Genomic DNA, 16,493 nt, shown 5'->3' with positions numbered 1-16,493 from the left:
AGGAATCTTGCATGAGATTCGACGAGGCTTATTCAGGAAAAGTGTTTATTGGAAGTCATCCGACATGGGAAGATGCAAAGGTCATTTTATATGGCATGCCGATGGACTGGACAGTCAGCTACCGCCCAGGTTCACGTTTCGGTCCTAACCGCATTCGTGAAGTATCGATCGGTTTAGAGGAATACAGCCCTTATTTAGATCGTGAGCTGCATGAGGTGCCATTCTTTGATGCGGGTGACATCCCACTTCCTTTTGGGAATGCACAAAAGAGCTTAGATTTAATTGAAGAGTATGTCGACAGCATTTTAGAAAAAGGGAAGTTTCCATTAGGAATGGGCGGCGAGCATCTCGTGTCTTGGCCGGTTTTCCGTGCGATGTATAAGAAATACCCTGATTTGGCCATCATCCATATGGACGCACATACGGATCTTCGTGAGGAATATGAGGGGGAGCCGCTTTCACATTCAACACCGATTCGAAAAGCTGCAGGACTGATTGGAGCTGAAAATGTATTCTCTTTCGGCATCCGTTCTGGAATGAAAGAAGAATTTGAATGGGCAAAAGAAGCGGGTATGCACATTTCTAAATTTGAAGTACTGGAGCCATTGAAGCAAGTATTGCCAAAGCTAAAAGGGCGTCCAGTGTACGTGACGATCGACATTGATGTACTTGATCCAGCTCATGCACCTGGTACAGGAACGGTAGATGCTGGCGGTATTACATCAAAAGAGCTGCTTGCATCCATTCATGCAATTGCAGGATCTGACGTCAAAGTCGTCGGGGCTGACCTTGTCGAGGTAGCACCTGTATACGATCACTCTGACCAAACAGCGAATACAGCGAGTAAGCTTTTACGCGAAATGCTGCTTGGGTTTGTGAAATAATCAGTTGATAGAGGAGCTTGTCATCTCATGTGGACAAGCTCTTTTTTTACATTGGTCAAAAAAAGGAGGCAGCTCATGTTTTCGTCCATATTGATGGTGTTCCTCGCTTTATGTGTGTTAGGGGCAGGCTTTCTTACACTGAAACGAGAGCTCGCAGCTGATCCGCCTGTTTTTGCTTCGAAAAAGGAAGCAAAGGAAGAGATGCTGGGGCTGTTTCACGATCGAGGCTTTTTCTATCTGACGGCCATTGCGTTATTCATGCATGTGGTATTTAAAAAGGATCAAATCGCACCATTTGATTTTTTTCAGGCACTTTTGGCAAGTTCAGGCATACAGGCTCTTTTTTACTTAATGAAAAGAAAAGACTTAGGCGTAAAGGCTGGACTTGTCATATTGGTCAGTTGTATTTTTCTTTTTTTCTAAAGGGATGGCTGAAGATGAAAAACGAAGTTTAATCGCCATGAAGAAGAGAAATGATGGTATGATAGGCGATCGTGAATATGGTATACTATTTTAGTTAAACGGGTCTTAGCAAAGGAAGTGCAAAATGACACAAAACCAAATTTCAATTCATGTAAAGTCAGTGATGAAACCAGAGACGGAGCCGGCTGAAACGATCGAATTCCGCACGACTGGAACGTACCAAGAGAAGAATGACAAAACGTATCTCACTTACCATGAAGAACATGAAATGGGTCAAGTAAAAACCGTTGTGAAAATGAGTGAAAAAGAAATTTTTGTGATGAGATCAGGGGCTATTCAAATGAAGCAGCGCTTTCTCATTGGAGAAACAACCGTCACACATTACACGATGCCATTCGGTACACTTCAGTTAGATGTGCACACACATGGTATTGATCTCGATGTGGACAAGGGGCTGCTGCACATTACGTACGATATGCTGACAGGAGAAGATCAAAAGCATTTACATACATTATCGATTTCGTATAAGGAGGATTTACGTTCATGAATATCGCAGAACAGGTCAAAGATGCGTTAAAAGAAGAAATCATAGCGGCAGTCGTCAAAGCAGGACTTGCCGATGAAAGCCAGGTGCCAGATGTCCTTTTAGAAGTGCCGAAAGACAAAACTCACGGTGATTACTCGACCAACATGGCGATGCAGCTTGCCCGCATTGCGAAAAAAGCACCTCGTCAAATCGCAGAGGACATCGTCAATGCATTTGATAAAGGGAAAGCTTCCATTGAAAAACTGGATATCGCAGGTCCAGGGTTCATTAACTTTTATATGAACAATCAGTATTTAACAAAACTCATTCCAGCTGTTCTTGAGGCAAAAGAAGCTTATGGCGAAACGAATACAGGCGGCGGTCAAAAGGTGCAAGTCGAATTCGTCTCAGCCAACCCAACAGGTGACCTTCACCTTGGACATGCCCGCGGAGCAGCTGTAGGAGATTCCCTTTGCAACATCCTTGATAAAGCAGGGTTCGATGTGAGCCGTGAATACTATATCAACGATGCAGGGAATCAAATCAATAACCTCGCTTTATCTGTAGAAGTACGTTATTTTGAGGCACTCGGTCTTGAAAAAGAAATGCCTGAAGACGGCTACAGAGGAGAAGACATCAAAGGCATCGGACAAAAGCTTGCGGATGAATTTGGTGACCGTTTTGTTCATGAACCGGAAGAAGAGCGTATGAAGTTCTTCCGTGAATACGGCTTGAAATACGAATTAGAGAAATTACGTGTAGACCTTGAGAATTTCCGTGTGCCATTTGATGTATGGTATTCAGAAACCTCTTTATATGAAAATGGAAAAATCGAACCAGCGCTGGAGACACTTCGCGCTAAAGGCTATGTTTTTGAAGAAGATGGCGCAACGTGGCTGCGATCAACTGATTTTGGCGATGACAAGGACCGTGTGCTGATTAAAAAGGACGGCAGCTTCACTTACCTGCTTCCAGACATCGCATATCATAAAGACAAATTGGACAGAGGCTTTGACCAGCTCATTAACATTTGGGGAGCGGACCATCACGGCTATATTCCTCGAATGAAAGCGGCGATTCAAGCACTTGGATATCCAGCTGACAAGCTTGAAGTCGAAATCATTCAGCTTGTTCACCTTTACAAAAACGGTGAAAAGATGAAGATGAGTAAACGTACAGGTAAAGCCGTCACAATGCGTGACTTGATTGAAGAAGTCGGCTTAGATGCGACTCGTTATTTCTTTGCGATGAGAAGTGCTGCGACACATATGGACTTTGACCTAGACTTAGCGATTTCTACGTCTAACGAAAACCCTGTGTACTATGCACAATATGCGCATGCGAGAATTTGCAGCATGCTGCGTCAAGGTGAAGAAAAAGGCTATGAACCGAACCTTGAAAAAGCCGATTTCTCTCACATTCAATCGGAAAAAGAATACGATCTTCTGAAAATCATTGGCAGCTTCCCAGAAGTTGTAGCAGAAGCAGCTGAAAAGCGTATTCCGCACCGCGTGACGAACTATATTTATGACCTTGCATCAGCCCTTCACAGCTTCTACAATGCCGAGAAGGTCATTGACGCAGAAAACGAAACAAAAACAACAGCACGTCTTTCACTCATGAAAGCAACACAAATCACGCTTGCGAATGCATTAAAACTAATTGGTGTATCGGCTCCGGAAAAGATGTAATGAAATAAAAGAAAGCCCCACTCTATTGAATGAGTGGGGCTTTTTGGTATAAAAAACCCGCTATCCTTAAGAGATAGCGGGTTTTGAAAATTATCCAAGCGTATTAATCATGTTAGAAATAGAATCGAATAATTGGCTAAGTACATCAGAAAACATATTTTTGCCTCCTCTCTTTTCTTTTACATCTACTTAACGAAGGGGATGGAGGGTTGGATCACACTTTTTCTAAAAAAATTTCAAAAAAGATGATGGCATAGAAAAAAGCACCGCCTATTCGGGTGCTTTTTGGCCTTTCGTTATGAATGAATGCGGAGCTTCACGTCTCCATTTGTACACGCTAGTTGAACGTTTCCACCAATCGGTAAGGTGAAGACTGGCTGTGTATGTCCGATATCGACATCATAAATCACAGGGATGTGTTTGAGCATTGGGTGCTTATCTAGGATGAATCTTAAATGTTCCTCTGTCATCTTGGATTTTTTCTGAAAGCGTCCGATGATCAGCCCTTTGATTGATTGTGCATGCTGCAAGAGGGAGGTAAGGTCTCTGGCGAACGTTTCAGGGAACACCAACTCATCATCCTCCACAAATAAGATGGCATCCTTTACATTCGGCATAAACGATGTCCCTTGCAGTAAGTTCAGTGTACAAAGATTTCCGCCAAACAAGGTGCCTTCAGCTGTTCCTTCCTGATATATGTTCCATTTCGTCGGATGAAACTGCCTGTTCGCTTGATCGAGATACCACGCGTCATCACTCCATTTTGTCGAAGGAATCACATCAAACGGTTCGCTGCCGTTCATCAAGCAAGCTTGAAACATAGCGGTCTGCTCCTCCTGTCCCTGCTCCATTTGAAAGCTTGAGAAATGGGGGCCAGAATATGTTACCATATCACATTTCGATGTAATGGCGTTTGCAAGTGCAGTGATATCACTATAGCCGCAAAGGACTTTAGGATGCTGTCGGATCAAATCGTAATCAATATAAGGCAAAAGCTCATTGCAGTTGAAGCCTCCGATGGCTGTCAAAATACCATCGACCTCATCATCTTTGAACGCCTCATGCAGATCAGACAAGCGGTGTTCAATAGACGATGATGAATGAAGGTCACATTCAAAGACGTGCTGTCCAAAAGAGACAGTGAACCCTAAAGACTCCAGACGTTTTTTCGCTTGAGAAATTCCTCCTTTTGATAAAATGCTGGCACTTCGGCTTGGGGCAATGACCCGAATATGGCTGCCTTTTTTTAAAGGTGGGGGTGTATGCATAAACAAATCTTCCTTTCCATCACGTATTTCTCCATTATATCGGATCAAATAGCGTTAGTCTGTAAAGGCTAGGAGAAAGGAATGGATCGTGCGTTTCATACAAGCTGTACAAAGGGTATGGAAGAGAAAAAGACAGAATGAGGGCGGAGAATGTGAAAAAGAGAAGACTGGAATTTTTATTTTTATATTTTATGATATTCGGGGCATATGTGGTGTATTGGTGGACTGTGCCGGCGTGGAGCGTTCAGCTGTACGCAGCGATTTATATCGCCATTATTTTATTTAGTATCATCTCACTCATGCTGGAGAATCGTACATCACAGCACACGCTGTTATGGATATATGTGCTGGTTTTTTTCCCGATCATTGGCTATATGTTCTATCTGTTCTCAGGGCAGCTCTATGTAAAGGGTCATTTATTCAAATCAAAGAGAATGTATAACCGCGAGAAATTACGCAGAATCTCTGAGCTTGAGAGTAAGCCGAATGAGTCACGTTTAACCGATAATCAGCGTGCTTTTTTTCATTACACAGAAAAAGCAACAGGCATGCATGTGAACACAAATAGTGATATGGAGATTTTAAAGAATGGGGAGGAGACGTTCCCCAGAATTTTTGAAGAGTTAAAAAAGGCAAAATCGTTCATTCATATTGAATATTACATGTTCAAATCCGATTTCCTCGGCCACCGGATGATGGAGATTTTGATTGAAAAAGTGAAAGAAGGGGTAGAGGTCCGTTTCATATATGATGCGGCAGGCAGCATCCGCTTCTCCCGAAAAGATATTAAACGCTTGAAGCAGGCAGGGGTCAAGGTCGCTCCTTTTCTACCTTTAAAATATGGATTCTTTAATCAAAAATTCAATTTTCGAAATCACCGAAAAATCGTCATTATTGATGGAGAGACAGGGTTTGTCGGCGGGTTAAATGTCGGCAAGGAATACGTAGGACGGGATGAAAAGATCGGCTTTTGGCGTGATACGCATGTCATGTTAAAGGGTGAGGCTGTTCAGACCCTTCACTCCGTTTTTATGCTGGATTGGGAGTATGTATCAGATGAAGTATTAATTGATGATCCGAGGTATCATACGCCGCATTCTGTGACAGGCGAGGATGTCATTCAGGTTGTACCAACTGGACCTGATATGAAAGAAAGTATGAGTGATTTATATGATGCCCTCATTTCTAATGCGAAACAATTTGTCTGGATTGCCACACCTTACTTTGTACCAAACGAATCGATTCGCACTGCGCTCAAAATCGCTGCCACAAGAGGGGTGGATGTGCGGGTGATGGTTCCAGAGATCAATGACGGATTTCTCACACAATACGCCACACGATCTTATTTTTCTGAGCTTCTAAAAGAGGGCATCAAGGTGTATCACTATCAGAAAGGATTCATGCATCAAAAGGTGATGATCGCAGATGGAGAACTCGCCTCTGTCGGTACCGCGAATGTCGATATGAGAAGCTTTCAGCTCAATTTTGAGGTCAATGTCTTTACAGCCGCCAAAAAGCCAATTGAGCAATTGATGGCTCACTATGAGGAAGATATGAAGGAATGTGAGCAAATGGGCCCTGTTCATTTTTATAAAAGAGGCTTAAAAGAGCGTTTGAAGGAATCATTTGCCCGGTTGTTTTCTGGCGTATTATGAGGATTTCCAGCCAAAGAAATCATTTCCTGATCTAGTATTTTGAAGAGGATTCCTCTATAATTGAAAATGATTATCAATTATAGAGGAAATGAGGTTCTTTTACATATGCTAAAACGCTTTTTCGCCTATTACAGGCCCTATCGCGGTCTGTTCTTTTTAGATTTCTTTTGCGCTGTCGCAGTTGGATTGATGGAACTTGGTTTCCCGCTGATCGTGAACTACTTCATTGATACCTTATTACCAACAGGGAACTGGACGGTCATTGCCTGGACCGCACTTGCTCTGTTTATCATTTATGCACTCAGCTCGGTTATGCAATTTATTGTGTCGTACTGGGGGCACATGCTTGGCATCAATATTGAAACAGATATGAGGAAGAAGCTGTTTGATCATTTTCAGCGTCTCTCATTTAAGTTCTTTGATAACAACAAAACGGGTAAGCTTATGTCTCGAATGACAAATGACCTCATGTACATTGGTGAGGTGGCTCATCACGGACCTGAGGATTTGTTTATTGCAATTATGACGATTCTTGGCGCCTTTGCTGTCATGCTGATGATTAACTGGCAGCTTGCTATCTTAACCTTCTTGATCATGCCTGTCATCATTTGGCTTGCCCTTCATTTTAATAAGAAGATGACACAGGCAATTACACAGCTGAACAATGACATTGGAGACTTTCATGCAAGGGTTGAAAACAATATTGGCGGCATTCGTCTTGTTCAAGCTTTTGCCAACGAACATTTCGAGAAAAAGCGTTTTGCTGAAAACAACAACCGCTTTCGGAAAGCGAAGCTTCTTTCATATAAAATCATGTCGGTGAACGGCTCAATCAGTTACATTCTCACACGTCTTGTGACACTGTTTGTCCTTCTGGCAGGGACATGGTTTGTTCTGCAGGGGCAATTAACGGCAGGTGGATTTATCGCATTTGTTCTCATTACAAACGTCTTATTCAGACCGATTGATAAAATCAACACAGTGATTGAAATGTATCCAAAAGGAATTGCGGGCTTTAAAAGCTATGTCGACTTACTTGAAACAGAGCCAGATGTAAAGGACACAGAGGGAGCTCGTGATGTATTCGGACTGAAAGGTGAAATTGAATATCGAAACGTGACATTCGGCTACGATGAGCACAGCCATGTGTTAAAGGACATCGATTTGAAGATCAAACAAGGAGAAACTGTTGCGTTTGTCGGGCCTTCAGGAGCCGGGAAATCGACGATTTGCAGTTTGCTGCCACGTTTTTATGATGTGGATAAAGGGGAGATTACGATTGATGGTGTAAGTACAAAATCGATGACCCTGTCTTCTTTAAGACAGCAGATCGGCATTGTGCAGCAGGATGTCTTTTTATTCTCAGGCACCATTCGAGAAAACATTGCGTACGGCAACCTAGAAGCCAGCGATGCAGAGATTTGGGAGGCTGTACGTCGTGCGCATTTAGAGGAACTCGTCCAGCGTTTCCCAGAAGGATTAAATACAGTCATAGGCGAGCGCGGCGTCAAACTGTCAGGCGGTCAAAAGCAGCGTCTGTCGATTGCGCGGATGTTCCTAAAAAATCCTTCGATTCTTATTTTAGATGAAGCCACATCAGCACTTGATACAGAAACAGAAAAAGCTATACAGGATGCACTGAGCGAACTGGCTGTCGGAAGGACAACACTCGTCATTGCCCACCGCCTGGCAACAATTAAACACGCCGATCGTATCATCGTCGTGACAGAGGAAGGCATCCAAGAACAAGGCCGCCACCAAGACCTTATTCAAATGGGAGGCGTGTACAGCAGACTGCATGAAGCGCAGTTTGGTCATTAAAGAGAAAGCCCTTTTGATAAAGGGCTTTTTTTGTTAGGATAGAAAAAACGTTTGTAGGAAGGATCTGATGGAATGAAGGGGCTTCGGCGATTACAAAAGGGCGATAAGATCGGTATATTTTCACCTTCTAGTCCTGCTTCAGCGACCTCGCCTCTTAGGTATGAGCGGGCGAAGAAGTGGCTTGAGCAAAAAGGATTCATTGTGGTTCCAGGATCATTAACAGGGAAAGAGGATTACTACCGTTCAGGTACAATTCAAGAACGAGCAGATGAGCTGAATGAGCTGATGGCTAGAGAGGACTTGGCGTGCATCATGTCAATGATTGGCGGGACGAATTCAAATAGTTTGCTGCCTTATCTTGATTTTGACCTGCTGAAACAACATCCGAAAATCATGATTGGTTATTCAGATGCGACAGCGATTCTTTTAGCGGCCTACGAAAAAACGGGACTGCCTGTTTTCTACGGACCGGCGCTTGTTCCTTCTTTTGGCGAGTTTGAACCGTTTGTCACTTATACATATCAGTCGTTTGAGGACATCCTGATGTCCCATCAAACCATTCCTTATCAGATTGAAAAACCGCCTTTTTGGACAGATGAACGAATCAATTGGGAAGAAAAGACGGGTGATAAAAAGCAGCGTCCAAATGATTGGCTGTGCGTCATAGAGGGACAAGCAGAAGGCAAATTGATCGGCGGGAACTTGAATGCGATGTACGGCATATGGGGAAGTGAGTTCATGCCAGCCATCCAAAACGGAGACATCCTTCTCATTGAAGATTGTATGAAAACCGCGTCGGTTGTTGAAAAGAACTTCTCTTTATTGAAAGTAAATGGCGTGTTTGAACGGGTTTCTGGGATTCTTTTAGGAAAACATGAGCTGTTTGATGATGAAGGGACGGGCAAAGAGCCTTATGAGATTTTACTTGAGGTACTCGGAGAGACAAAAAGACCACTCATCGCTGATTTTGACTGTGCTCATACGCACCCAATGCTTACGATGCCAATCGGGGCACAAGTGAAAATGGATGCATCCTCCAAACAAGTTTGGTTAACAAAAGAGTGGATATAGCAAAAGAGCAGCCCGCGGCTGCTCTCCCAGCATGTAGACAAACCCTCGCATTCGTTGTCACGCCTGCGTGCCGGTGCTCACGAATGTCAAATTCGCTCCGCGCCGGTACTCGTCCTTCCTAAGACTGCAAAGGTTTTCTATCACGCTGAAAAGAAGACAAAGGGCTAAAATCAAGATCATTTTAGCCCTTTGTCAACCAATCTGAAAGAGCAGCCCGCGGCTGCTCTTCTTTATGAAACCGTCTCTTTTTCAAACGGCTGAAGGAGATCTTGCGCTTTTTTCCCCTCTACGACAATTAAGTAGTCAGATTCTAAATGAGTGAGCCTGAAGGTTTCAAGCTCTACGATGTTCTTAATGCTGCACATTGTCTTTTTAGAATACACATATAAACGATGCTGAGCCTGCTGGCACTTTTCATAAAGAGAAATAAGCTTATGTAAATTCAACGCTTTCGCAGCGATTCGGATTGAATAGATTTGAGACATCTTCATATCCTCCTGTTAATTACTTTCTCACAATAGCTTTGTTACCCCCATTTGCACAAAGGTAAACCTTTCTCTATGTTTTCCACTCAATGGTTCCCCCGCCTGTCCGCCGATTGCCCCTTATCGCTGACAGCTCTTCGACTAGACGGAGCAGAGCTTGATCCTTTAATTTTGCTTCAATCATGAAATCTACATCACGACCATACGGTTTTAATGCTTGAAAAAGCGGTAAGACAAAGTTCATATCTACTCCATCAGCATGACTGCGTATGGCTTTTTCTGATTTAGGTGAAGACAAATGGATTTTGGGCGGAATGCCAGTGTTTGTCCAAGTGTCGAACATTCTTGGCAGGATGTCATCGAGTGCGGCATCATCATCTTTATTTGCCACATGATGATGGTAATCAAAAACAAACGGAATGTCATGCTTTTCACATACACCAAGCGTTTCCAGCGACGTATATGTTTTGTCATCGTTCTCAAGTGTCATTCTCGCCTTGATATGAGCTGGAAGCTGTTTGATATTTTCATCAAAGCGTTGAAGAGCCGATTCTTTATCGCCGTACGCCCCGCCTACATGAATGTTCATGTAGCCTTCCTTATCGAGCTTCATCGCCTCAAGCATTTGATAATGGTACGTCATATCGATGACGGCATTTTCTGTAATCGAAGGTTTTGGGCTGGTAAACAAGGTGAATTGATTGGGGTGAAAGCTGACCCGTAAGCCGTGCCGTTTTACCAGCTTGCCGATCTCAAGAAATTCTTTGTGAAAAGGTGTCATAAAGTCCCAGCGCACCTCTGGATGGGTCGCGAGCGGGACGATCGAGCTTGAAAAACGGTAAAGCGGGATATCATGAGCAATGGCGAAATAAAGCGTTCTTAATGTATTCACGAGATTGGCTTTTGTTGTTCGCAATAAAGCCTCTTTTCTTTCTTCCTTAGCGAGCTTGCTGTATCTTGCAAAGGTCAGCGACTTGGCAGGAGAAGCTTCCCACAAGGTGACGGCATTGGATACATAACCAAATCGATAACGCATAGGTCATCTCCTTTATAAAAAATACGAGAACATGGCGGCAACCCACTCAAGCGGCCGTGTGAAAAGAGGGCGCTTTGACAATGTTTCTTCTGTCAGGATCTCAGATACTTCCATATGCTCCCGAATTTTTTCCTCTACGTGTGCAGTAAAGTCGGGATCATCAATGGCTACATCTACTTCTTCGTTTAAAAACAAGCTTCGTTTATCAAAATTCGCGGTACTGATCATACAGCGGCTGTGATCAATCAATATGGCTTTCGAATGATAAAAACCTTTATAAAAACGATAAACAAGACATCCAGAGGCAATGAGGTCCTTCAAATAATGAAAGCCAGCCTCTTTGACAAGTGGATGATCCGCTTTCATTGGAATGATGATTTCAACTGTGACGCCCCGCTTTCGTGCATCAAGCAGCGCCTTCAGAAGAGGGGAAGATGGAATAAAATAAGGCGTACAGATGATGATTTGTTTCTTCGCCTGCTCAATATCTTGGAGAAATAAAGCTTCTAAAGAAAAGCCAGCAGTCGCGCGTGTTGTGCATTGTAATGTTCCCGGTTCCAATGCAGGGAAAACCTCATATTGCAGCTGATGAATACCAGACGACCGGTACAAATCATTCAGAAATACATGCTGGAGATCTGCGACAACCTGTCCAGTCATCCGCAAATGATAATCCTTCCAAATGCCAAACCGGCCTTTCTTTCCAACATATTCATCGCCTATATTAAATCCGCCAATATAGCCAATTTTCCCATCAATCACCGTGATTTTACGGTGATTTCTCATGTTTAAACGGTAAATCAAAAAAGGAAAACGAGGCTTATTTAAAAAGTAAAATTGAATGCCGCTTCTTTCTAGCATGTCAATCGCCTTTTGATCAAACGGATAGGAGCCTAATCGGTCGGTCAGCAAAAAGACGGAAACGCCTTGCTCCGCTTTGGCTTTCAATGCTTGTAAGACCCTTTGACCAATCTTGTCGTTCTTTACAATAAAGAACATCATATGAATAGAAGAAGAGGCCTGCTTTATATCGGTAATCAGCTGATCGAAAAATGGTTCGCCATCATGATAAAAGGCAGCATCGCCGCTTGTTTGGTCAAAAGACCGTTCAAATGCGTGCGTAGAAAAATATTTCCTTCCCATATAAAGGTCTAACATCACGAGCAAAACGATGGCAATGAGTACGAGTAGGATGATCAATGCGATCATGAAACTTCCTCCTTTTTTGCATATTTCAATAGTGTACCCAAACGTGTAAAAAATATTGACTGAATACTCATTCATTATTTATGATAGAGGTACAACATGGAAACGGAACAAAGAGGGTTTTGGGGAATGAAAGGGGGAGCAAGATGAATAGCCTTTTAATCATCAACTTGATCGCATTTGCGGCGGTGACCGCTTACGCTGTGTATTTGTTTGTTTATCTCATTCGAACACGAGCGGCGTATATTCGTCTTGGTAAAAAAGAAGAGTTTCAACAAGACATGAAGAAACGCTTAGAGCGTGTTTGGGTCAACGTATTTGGGCAAAAGAAGCTGTTAAAGGACAAGAAGAGCGGCATCATTCATGTGCTGTTTTTCTACGGATTTATCCTCGTACAGTTCGGAGCCCTTGATTTTATTCTGAAGGGGCTTATTCCAGACAGCGGGCTTCCTTTAGGTCCGGTGTACGGGGTCTTTACGTTTTTCCAAGAGGTGGTCACACTTCTCATTTTAGTGGCCGTTGTATGGGCTTTCCATAGAAGATACGTGGAAAAGCTTGTCCGTTTAAAACGAGGCTTCAAATCGGGACTAGTGCTTTTATTTATTGGCGGCTTAATGCTGACAGTCTTACTTGGGAACGGCATGAACATCATCTGGCATGGACACTCTCTATCACCAACTGAGCCAATCGCTTCTGGTATTGCCTTCTTGCTGGGCGGAATTTCACCTCTTGCGGCTGCGATTGTTTTTTATGCCGCATGGTGGGTGCATCTTCTTATTTTGCTGACATTCTTAGTATACGTTCCTCAGTCAAAGCACGCCCATCTGATTGCAGGGCCTGTGAACGTATTTGTCAGCAGATTAGACCCGCCAGGCAAGCTGCAAAAAATTGATTTTGAAGATGAGTCACAAGAGACCTTCGGTGTGGGAAAAATTGAAGACTTCCGTCAGTCTCAGCTCATCGATCTTTACGCCTGTGTGGAATGCGGGCGCTGCACGAATATGTGCCCGGCAACAGGGACAGGGAAGATGCTGTCTCCAATGGATTTGATTTTAAGGTTAAGAGATCATTTAACCAATAAAGGGGCCGCCATTACATCAAAAACACCTTGGGTCCCGCAGCTTGCCTTCAAGCAGACAACAGGAAACCAGCTGGCACTGCAGGCGAGAGGAGCAGGTGCGGAAGAGTCGGCTGCCAGCTCGATATATCATCCTTCTCTTATTGGAGAGGTCATTACAGAAGAAGAGATCTGGGCATGTACGACATGCCGAAACTGTGAAGACCAATGCCCTGTCATGAATGAACATGTCGACAAGATTATTGATATGCGCAGATATCTTGTGCTGACCGAAGGAAAAATGGACGCGGATGCACAGCGTGCCATGACAAGCATTGAGCGCCAAGGGAACCCGTGGGGATTGAACCGGAAAGAAAGAGAAAATTGGCGTGAACTGAGAGAAGATGTGCATGTGCCAACAGCGAAAGAGTTGAAAAAAGCAGATCAAAGCTTTGATTATTTATTCTGGGTTGGTTCAATGGGGGCATATGACAATCGAAGCCAAAAGATTGCACTTGCTTTTGCAAAGCTCCTCAATGAAGCGGGAGTATCCTTTGCCATCCTAGGCAATAAAGAGAAAAACTCAGGCGATACGCCAAGAAGACTCGGAAACGAATTTTTATTCCAAGAGCTTGCTGCAAAAAACATTGAAGAATTCCAGAAAAACGGCGTCACAAAGATCGTCACGATTGATCCACACGCCTATAACTTATTTAAAAATGAATACCCAGACTTCGGACTTGAGGCAGAAGTATACCATCATACAGAATTACTGGCAGAGTTAGTGAAAGAAGGGAAAATAACACCTGTACATGAAGTGAACGAAGTGATTACCTTCCACGACTCTTGCTACCTAGGCAGATATAACGAAGTGTACGACCCGCCAAGAGACATTTTAAAAGCCATTCCAGGTGTGACGCTGAAAGAAATGGAACGCAACCGTGAAACTGGTATGTGCTGCGGAGCAGGCGGGGGCTTAATGTGGATGGAAGAAGAGACGGGTACCCGGATTAACACTGCACGAACGGAGCAGGCGTTACAGGTCCAGCCGTCCATCATCAGCTCAGGGTGTCCTTATTGCTTAACGATGCTGGGAGATGGGACGAAGGCGAAGGAAGTAGAGGAACAGGTAGGCACATTTGATGTCGCCGAACTTCTTGAAAAATCAGTGTTTGGTGAGCCTGGAAAGCAAGTGTCGTAAACATGACAGGCCGATGAATAGGATGTTCATCGGCTTATCCATGGCGCTGTTTCATCAGCTGCCTAAATCATATGTAAGCGGTAACAAACGGGGAGGGGCATATATGAGTACGACGGTCATTGTATCTGGAGCAAGAACACCATTTGGGAAACTAGGCGGCGCTCTCAGTGGTTTGACTGCCGCAGAACTAGGCGGTATAGCGATCAAGGCTGCACTGGAAAGAGTTTCGGGTTCTCATGAAATAGATGAAGTCATCATGGGAAGTGTTTTACAAGGAGGGCAAGGACAGATTCCTTCAAGGCAAGCAGCAAGATATGCTGATCTTCCTTGGTCTGTTCCAACACAAACCATCAATAAAGTCTGTGCTTCAGGCATGCGCAGTGTGACCGCAGCAGATCAAATCATTCGAGCCGGAGATGCTGAGGTCATCGCAGCGGGCGGTATGGAATCCATGTCTCACGCTCCTTATCTGCTAAAAAAAGCGCGATGGGGCTACAAAATGGGTGATGGTGCAGTACAAGATGCGATGATTTTAGATGGATTGACCTGTTCGTTTACAGGCGTTCATATGGGTGAGTATGGAAGTGTGGCTGCAAAGGAGCTCGGCATCACGCGCGAAGAGCAGGATCTGTGGGCACTCAGAAGTCATGAACGGGCCATCGAAGCGCAAAAAAACGGCTTTTTTCAACATGAAATCGCCCCCGTCACCGTCAAAACAAAAACGGGAGAACGGCTGATTACAGAAGATGAATCTCCGCGGCGTGATACGTCATATGAACGGCTGTCAAAGCTCATGCCTGTTTTTGATCAGAAGGGTACCATCACTGCTGGAAATGCACCAGGTGTCAATGATGGTGCAAGTGCGCTTCTTTTAATGAAAGACACGTATGCTGCACGGCATGACGTAAAGCCAATGGCAGTCGTTCTCGGTCATGCTCAGGTTGCTGTAGAGGCAAAGGACTTTCCGAAAACACCAGCCTTTGCCATCGAGAAGCTTTTAAAGAAAACAGGAAAGCGCCTAGAGGATATTGATTTGTTTGAAATCAATGAGGCCTTTTCAGCTGTGGCTTTGGCATGTGAAAAAATAACCGGGATCGACCGGCGGAAAATGAATATCAACGGAGGGGCTGTCGCACTCGGTCATCCGATTGGGGCAAGCGGAACACGCGTGATATTGACATTGATTCATGCATTAAGACAAAGAGGCGGAGGTATTGGCATTGCGGCGATTTGCAGCGGAGGCGGTCAAGGAGACGCCATCATGATAAAGGTAGATGAAAAGGGAGGCGTTTATTGATGAGTATAGAAGAGACCGTTATGGTCGTTGGAGCTGGTCAAATGGGATCAGGCATTGCCCAAGTGTTTGCTCAGTCAGGCTATACAGTCCTGCTCCATGATGTATCAGAAAAGCAGATTCATCGAGCGATCTCCTCCATGACCAAACAACTGACGAAGAGGGCAGAAAAAGGAAAGCTGGCACATCAGGCAGTCCGAGATATTACGCAGCGGCTTGCCGTTTCCACAGATTTAAAAGACGTACAGCAGGCTCATTTAGTCATAGAAGCCGCATCAGAACAAATGAGTGTGAAAAAACAAATCTTTGAAACACTTGATCAATTTGCAGAGGCGGAGGCCATATTTGCGTCAAACACGTCTTCCTTGTCGATCACAGAATTAGCAGCTGTGACGAGCAGACCGGAGAAAGTGATTGGCATGCATTTTATGAATCCGGTTCCTGTCATGAAACTGGTTGAAGTCATTCGAGCGCTGCAAACGAGTGATGACACATATCAAGTTGTTTATGAAACAGCGAAGACATTAAACAAAACCCCAATTGAAGTGGAAGACTTCCCAGGGTTTGTATCAAACCGCATATTGATGCCAATGATCAATGAAGCCATTTACACCCTGTATGAAGGCGTAGCAGATGCAGAAAGCATTGATGGCGTGATGACACTTGGGATGAATCATCCAATGGGGCCGCTTCGTCTAGCTGATTTCATCGGACTGGATACATGTTTATTTATTATGAATACCCTTCACGAGGGACTTGGAGACAGCAAATATCGACCTTGTCCTCTTTTGAAAAAATACGTGAATGCAGGCTGGCTGGGCAAAAAGACAAAGAGAGGTTTTTACACATACCACGACCACTCATAGGGGGAGTCA

General features: G+C 44.1%; 14 protein-coding genes. 10 read left to right on the top strand and 4 right to left on the bottom strand.

The window, feature by feature from the left end; all coding sequences use genetic code 11:
* The first annotated feature begins 11 nt into the window (after window positions 1–11).
* The 4 genes from speB (at window position 12) to argS (ending at window position 3,524) form a co-directional block, all read left to right on the top strand.
* Window positions 12–884 (top strand): agmatinase, encoded by an 873-nt coding sequence (gene speB, locus NST65_RS17250; protein WP_075621567.1) that lies wholly within the window; start codon window positions 12–14, stop codon window positions 882–884.
* Window positions 885–959: 75 nt separating this feature from the next.
* Complete coding sequence (locus tag NST65_RS17245) at window positions 960–1,307, top strand: hypothetical protein (RefSeq protein WP_065214893.1); 348 nt, start codon at window positions 960–962, stop codon at window positions 1,305–1,307.
* Between the two features lie 124 nt (window positions 1,308–1,431).
* The gene (locus NST65_RS17240; RefSeq protein WP_003215400.1) at window positions 1,432–1,854 is read left to right on the top strand and encodes a DUF1934 family protein; all 423 of its coding nucleotides are present in this window, start codon (window positions 1,432–1,434) and stop codon (window positions 1,852–1,854) included.
* Window positions 1,851–3,524, top strand: coding sequence for an arginine--tRNA ligase (gene argS / locus NST65_RS17235; protein WP_034281247.1), 1,674 nt, complete (start codon window positions 1,851–1,853; stop codon window positions 3,522–3,524). The genes NST65_RS17240 and argS overlap by 4 nt, the downstream gene beginning before the upstream one ends.
* Before the next feature lie 296 nt (window positions 3,525–3,820).
* Here the strand turns inward: argS and NST65_RS17230 are convergent, their stop codons facing one another.
* Window positions 3,821–4,792, bottom strand: coding sequence for a S66 peptidase family protein (locus NST65_RS17230; protein WP_111926874.1), 972 nt, complete (start codon window positions 4,790–4,792; stop codon window positions 3,821–3,823).
* A gap of 152 nt (window positions 4,793–4,944) precedes the next feature.
* Here NST65_RS17230 and cls (NST65_RS17225) point away from each other — a divergent pair, with 152 nt between their 5' ends.
* The 3 genes from cls (NST65_RS17225) (at window position 4,945) to NST65_RS17215 (ending at window position 9,339) form a co-directional block, all read left to right on the top strand.
* Entirely contained in the window at window positions 4,945–6,447 is a 1,503-nt protein-coding gene (gene cls / locus NST65_RS17225; protein ID WP_258521760.1) for a cardiolipin synthase, read from the top strand.
* 105 nt (window positions 6,448–6,552) lie between these two features.
* Window positions 6,553–8,268 carry an ABC transporter ATP-binding protein gene (locus NST65_RS17220; protein WP_024426361.1) on the top strand — a complete coding sequence of 572 codons (1,716 nt, stop codon included), beginning with the start codon at window positions 6,553–6,555 and terminating at the stop codon, window positions 8,266–8,268.
* Between the two features lie 72 nt (window positions 8,269–8,340).
* The gene (locus tag NST65_RS17215; RefSeq protein WP_081124983.1) at window positions 8,341–9,339 is read left to right on the top strand and encodes a S66 peptidase family protein; all 999 of its coding nucleotides are present in this window, start codon (window positions 8,341–8,343) and stop codon (window positions 9,337–9,339) included.
* A 230-nt stretch (window positions 9,340–9,569) separates the two neighbouring features.
* Here the strand turns inward: NST65_RS17215 and NST65_RS17210 are convergent, their stop codons facing one another.
* The 3 genes from NST65_RS17210 to cls (NST65_RS17200) form a co-directional block, all read right to left on the bottom strand.
* Window positions 9,570–9,824, bottom strand: coding sequence for a general stress protein (locus NST65_RS17210; protein WP_073207741.1), 255 nt, complete (start codon window positions 9,822–9,824; stop codon window positions 9,570–9,572).
* Window positions 9,825–9,897: 73 nt separating this feature from the next.
* On the bottom strand, window positions 9,898–10,860 hold the full coding sequence (gene uvsE, locus NST65_RS17205) for a UV DNA damage repair endonuclease UvsE (RefSeq protein WP_041115505.1): 963 nt from the start codon (window positions 10,858–10,860) through the stop codon (window positions 9,898–9,900).
* A 12-nt stretch (window positions 10,861–10,872) separates the two neighbouring features.
* A complete protein-coding gene (cls, locus tag NST65_RS17200; protein ID WP_111926872.1) occupies window positions 10,873–12,069 on the bottom strand; it encodes a cardiolipin synthase in 1,197 nt (398 codons plus the stop codon).
* Between the two features lie 143 nt (window positions 12,070–12,212).
* Here cls (NST65_RS17200) and NST65_RS17195 point away from each other — a divergent pair, with 143 nt between their 5' ends.
* The 3 genes from NST65_RS17195 (at window position 12,213) to NST65_RS17185 (ending at window position 16,484) form a co-directional block, all read left to right on the top strand.
* Entirely contained in the window at window positions 12,213–14,324 is a 2,112-nt protein-coding gene (locus NST65_RS17195) for a heterodisulfide reductase-related iron-sulfur binding cluster (protein ID WP_111926870.1), read from the top strand.
* 103 nt (window positions 14,325–14,427) lie between these two features.
* Complete coding sequence (locus NST65_RS17190) at window positions 14,428–15,621, top strand: acetyl-CoA C-acetyltransferase (protein WP_034281240.1); 1,194 nt, start codon at window positions 14,428–14,430, stop codon at window positions 15,619–15,621.
* Window positions 15,621–16,484 (top strand): 3-hydroxybutyryl-CoA dehydrogenase, encoded by an 864-nt coding sequence (locus tag NST65_RS17185; protein ID WP_111926868.1) that lies wholly within the window; start codon window positions 15,621–15,623, stop codon window positions 16,482–16,484. Before NST65_RS17190 ends, NST65_RS17185 begins: the two co-directional genes overlap by 1 nt.
* Window positions 16,485–16,493: the final 9 nt, after the last annotated feature.

Source organism: Bacillus sp. FSL P4-0248 (assembly GCF_038593305.1).
GTDB classification, from domain to species: Bacteria; Bacillota; Bacilli; order Bacillales; family Bacillaceae; genus Bacillus; species Bacillus safensis.
Note: the sequence above shows the minus strand (reverse complement) of the source record. Positions and strands in the feature narration are given on the sequence as shown.

Coding starts and splice junctions, on each gene's coding strand:
- speB (WP_075621567.1), top strand. CDS start 12: ATGAGATTCGACGAGGCTTATTCAGGAAAAGTGTTTATTGGAAGTCAT.
- NST65_RS17245 (WP_065214893.1), top strand. CDS start 960: ATGTTTTCGTCCATATTGATGGTGTTCCTCGCTTTATGTGTGTTAGGG.
- NST65_RS17240 (WP_003215400.1), top strand. CDS start 1,432: ATGACACAAAACCAAATTTCAATTCATGTAAAGTCAGTGATGAAACCA.
- argS (WP_034281247.1), top strand. CDS start 1,851: ATGAATATCGCAGAACAGGTCAAAGATGCGTTAAAAGAAGAAATCATA.
- NST65_RS17230 (WP_111926874.1), bottom strand. CDS start 4,792: ATGCATACACCCCCACCTTTAAAAAAAGGCAGCCATATTCGGGTCATT.
- NST65_RS17220 (WP_024426361.1), top strand. CDS start 6,553: ATGCTAAAACGCTTTTTCGCCTATTACAGGCCCTATCGCGGTCTGTTC.
- NST65_RS17215 (WP_081124983.1), top strand. CDS start 8,341: ATGAAGGGGCTTCGGCGATTACAAAAGGGCGATAAGATCGGTATATTT.
- NST65_RS17210 (WP_073207741.1), bottom strand. CDS start 9,824: ATGTCTCAAATCTATTCAATCCGAATCGCTGCGAAAGCGTTGAATTTA.
- uvsE (WP_041115505.1), bottom strand. CDS start 10,860: ATGCGTTATCGATTTGGTTATGTATCCAATGCCGTCACCTTGTGGGAA.
- cls (WP_111926872.1), bottom strand. CDS start 12,069: ATGATCGCATTGATCATCCTACTCGTACTCATTGCCATCGTTTTGCTC.
- NST65_RS17195 (WP_111926870.1), top strand. CDS start 12,213: ATGAATAGCCTTTTAATCATCAACTTGATCGCATTTGCGGCGGTGACC.
- NST65_RS17190 (WP_034281240.1), top strand. CDS start 14,428: ATGAGTACGACGGTCATTGTATCTGGAGCAAGAACACCATTTGGGAAA.
- NST65_RS17185 (WP_111926868.1), top strand. CDS start 15,621: ATGAGTATAGAAGAGACCGTTATGGTCGTTGGAGCTGGTCAAATGGGA.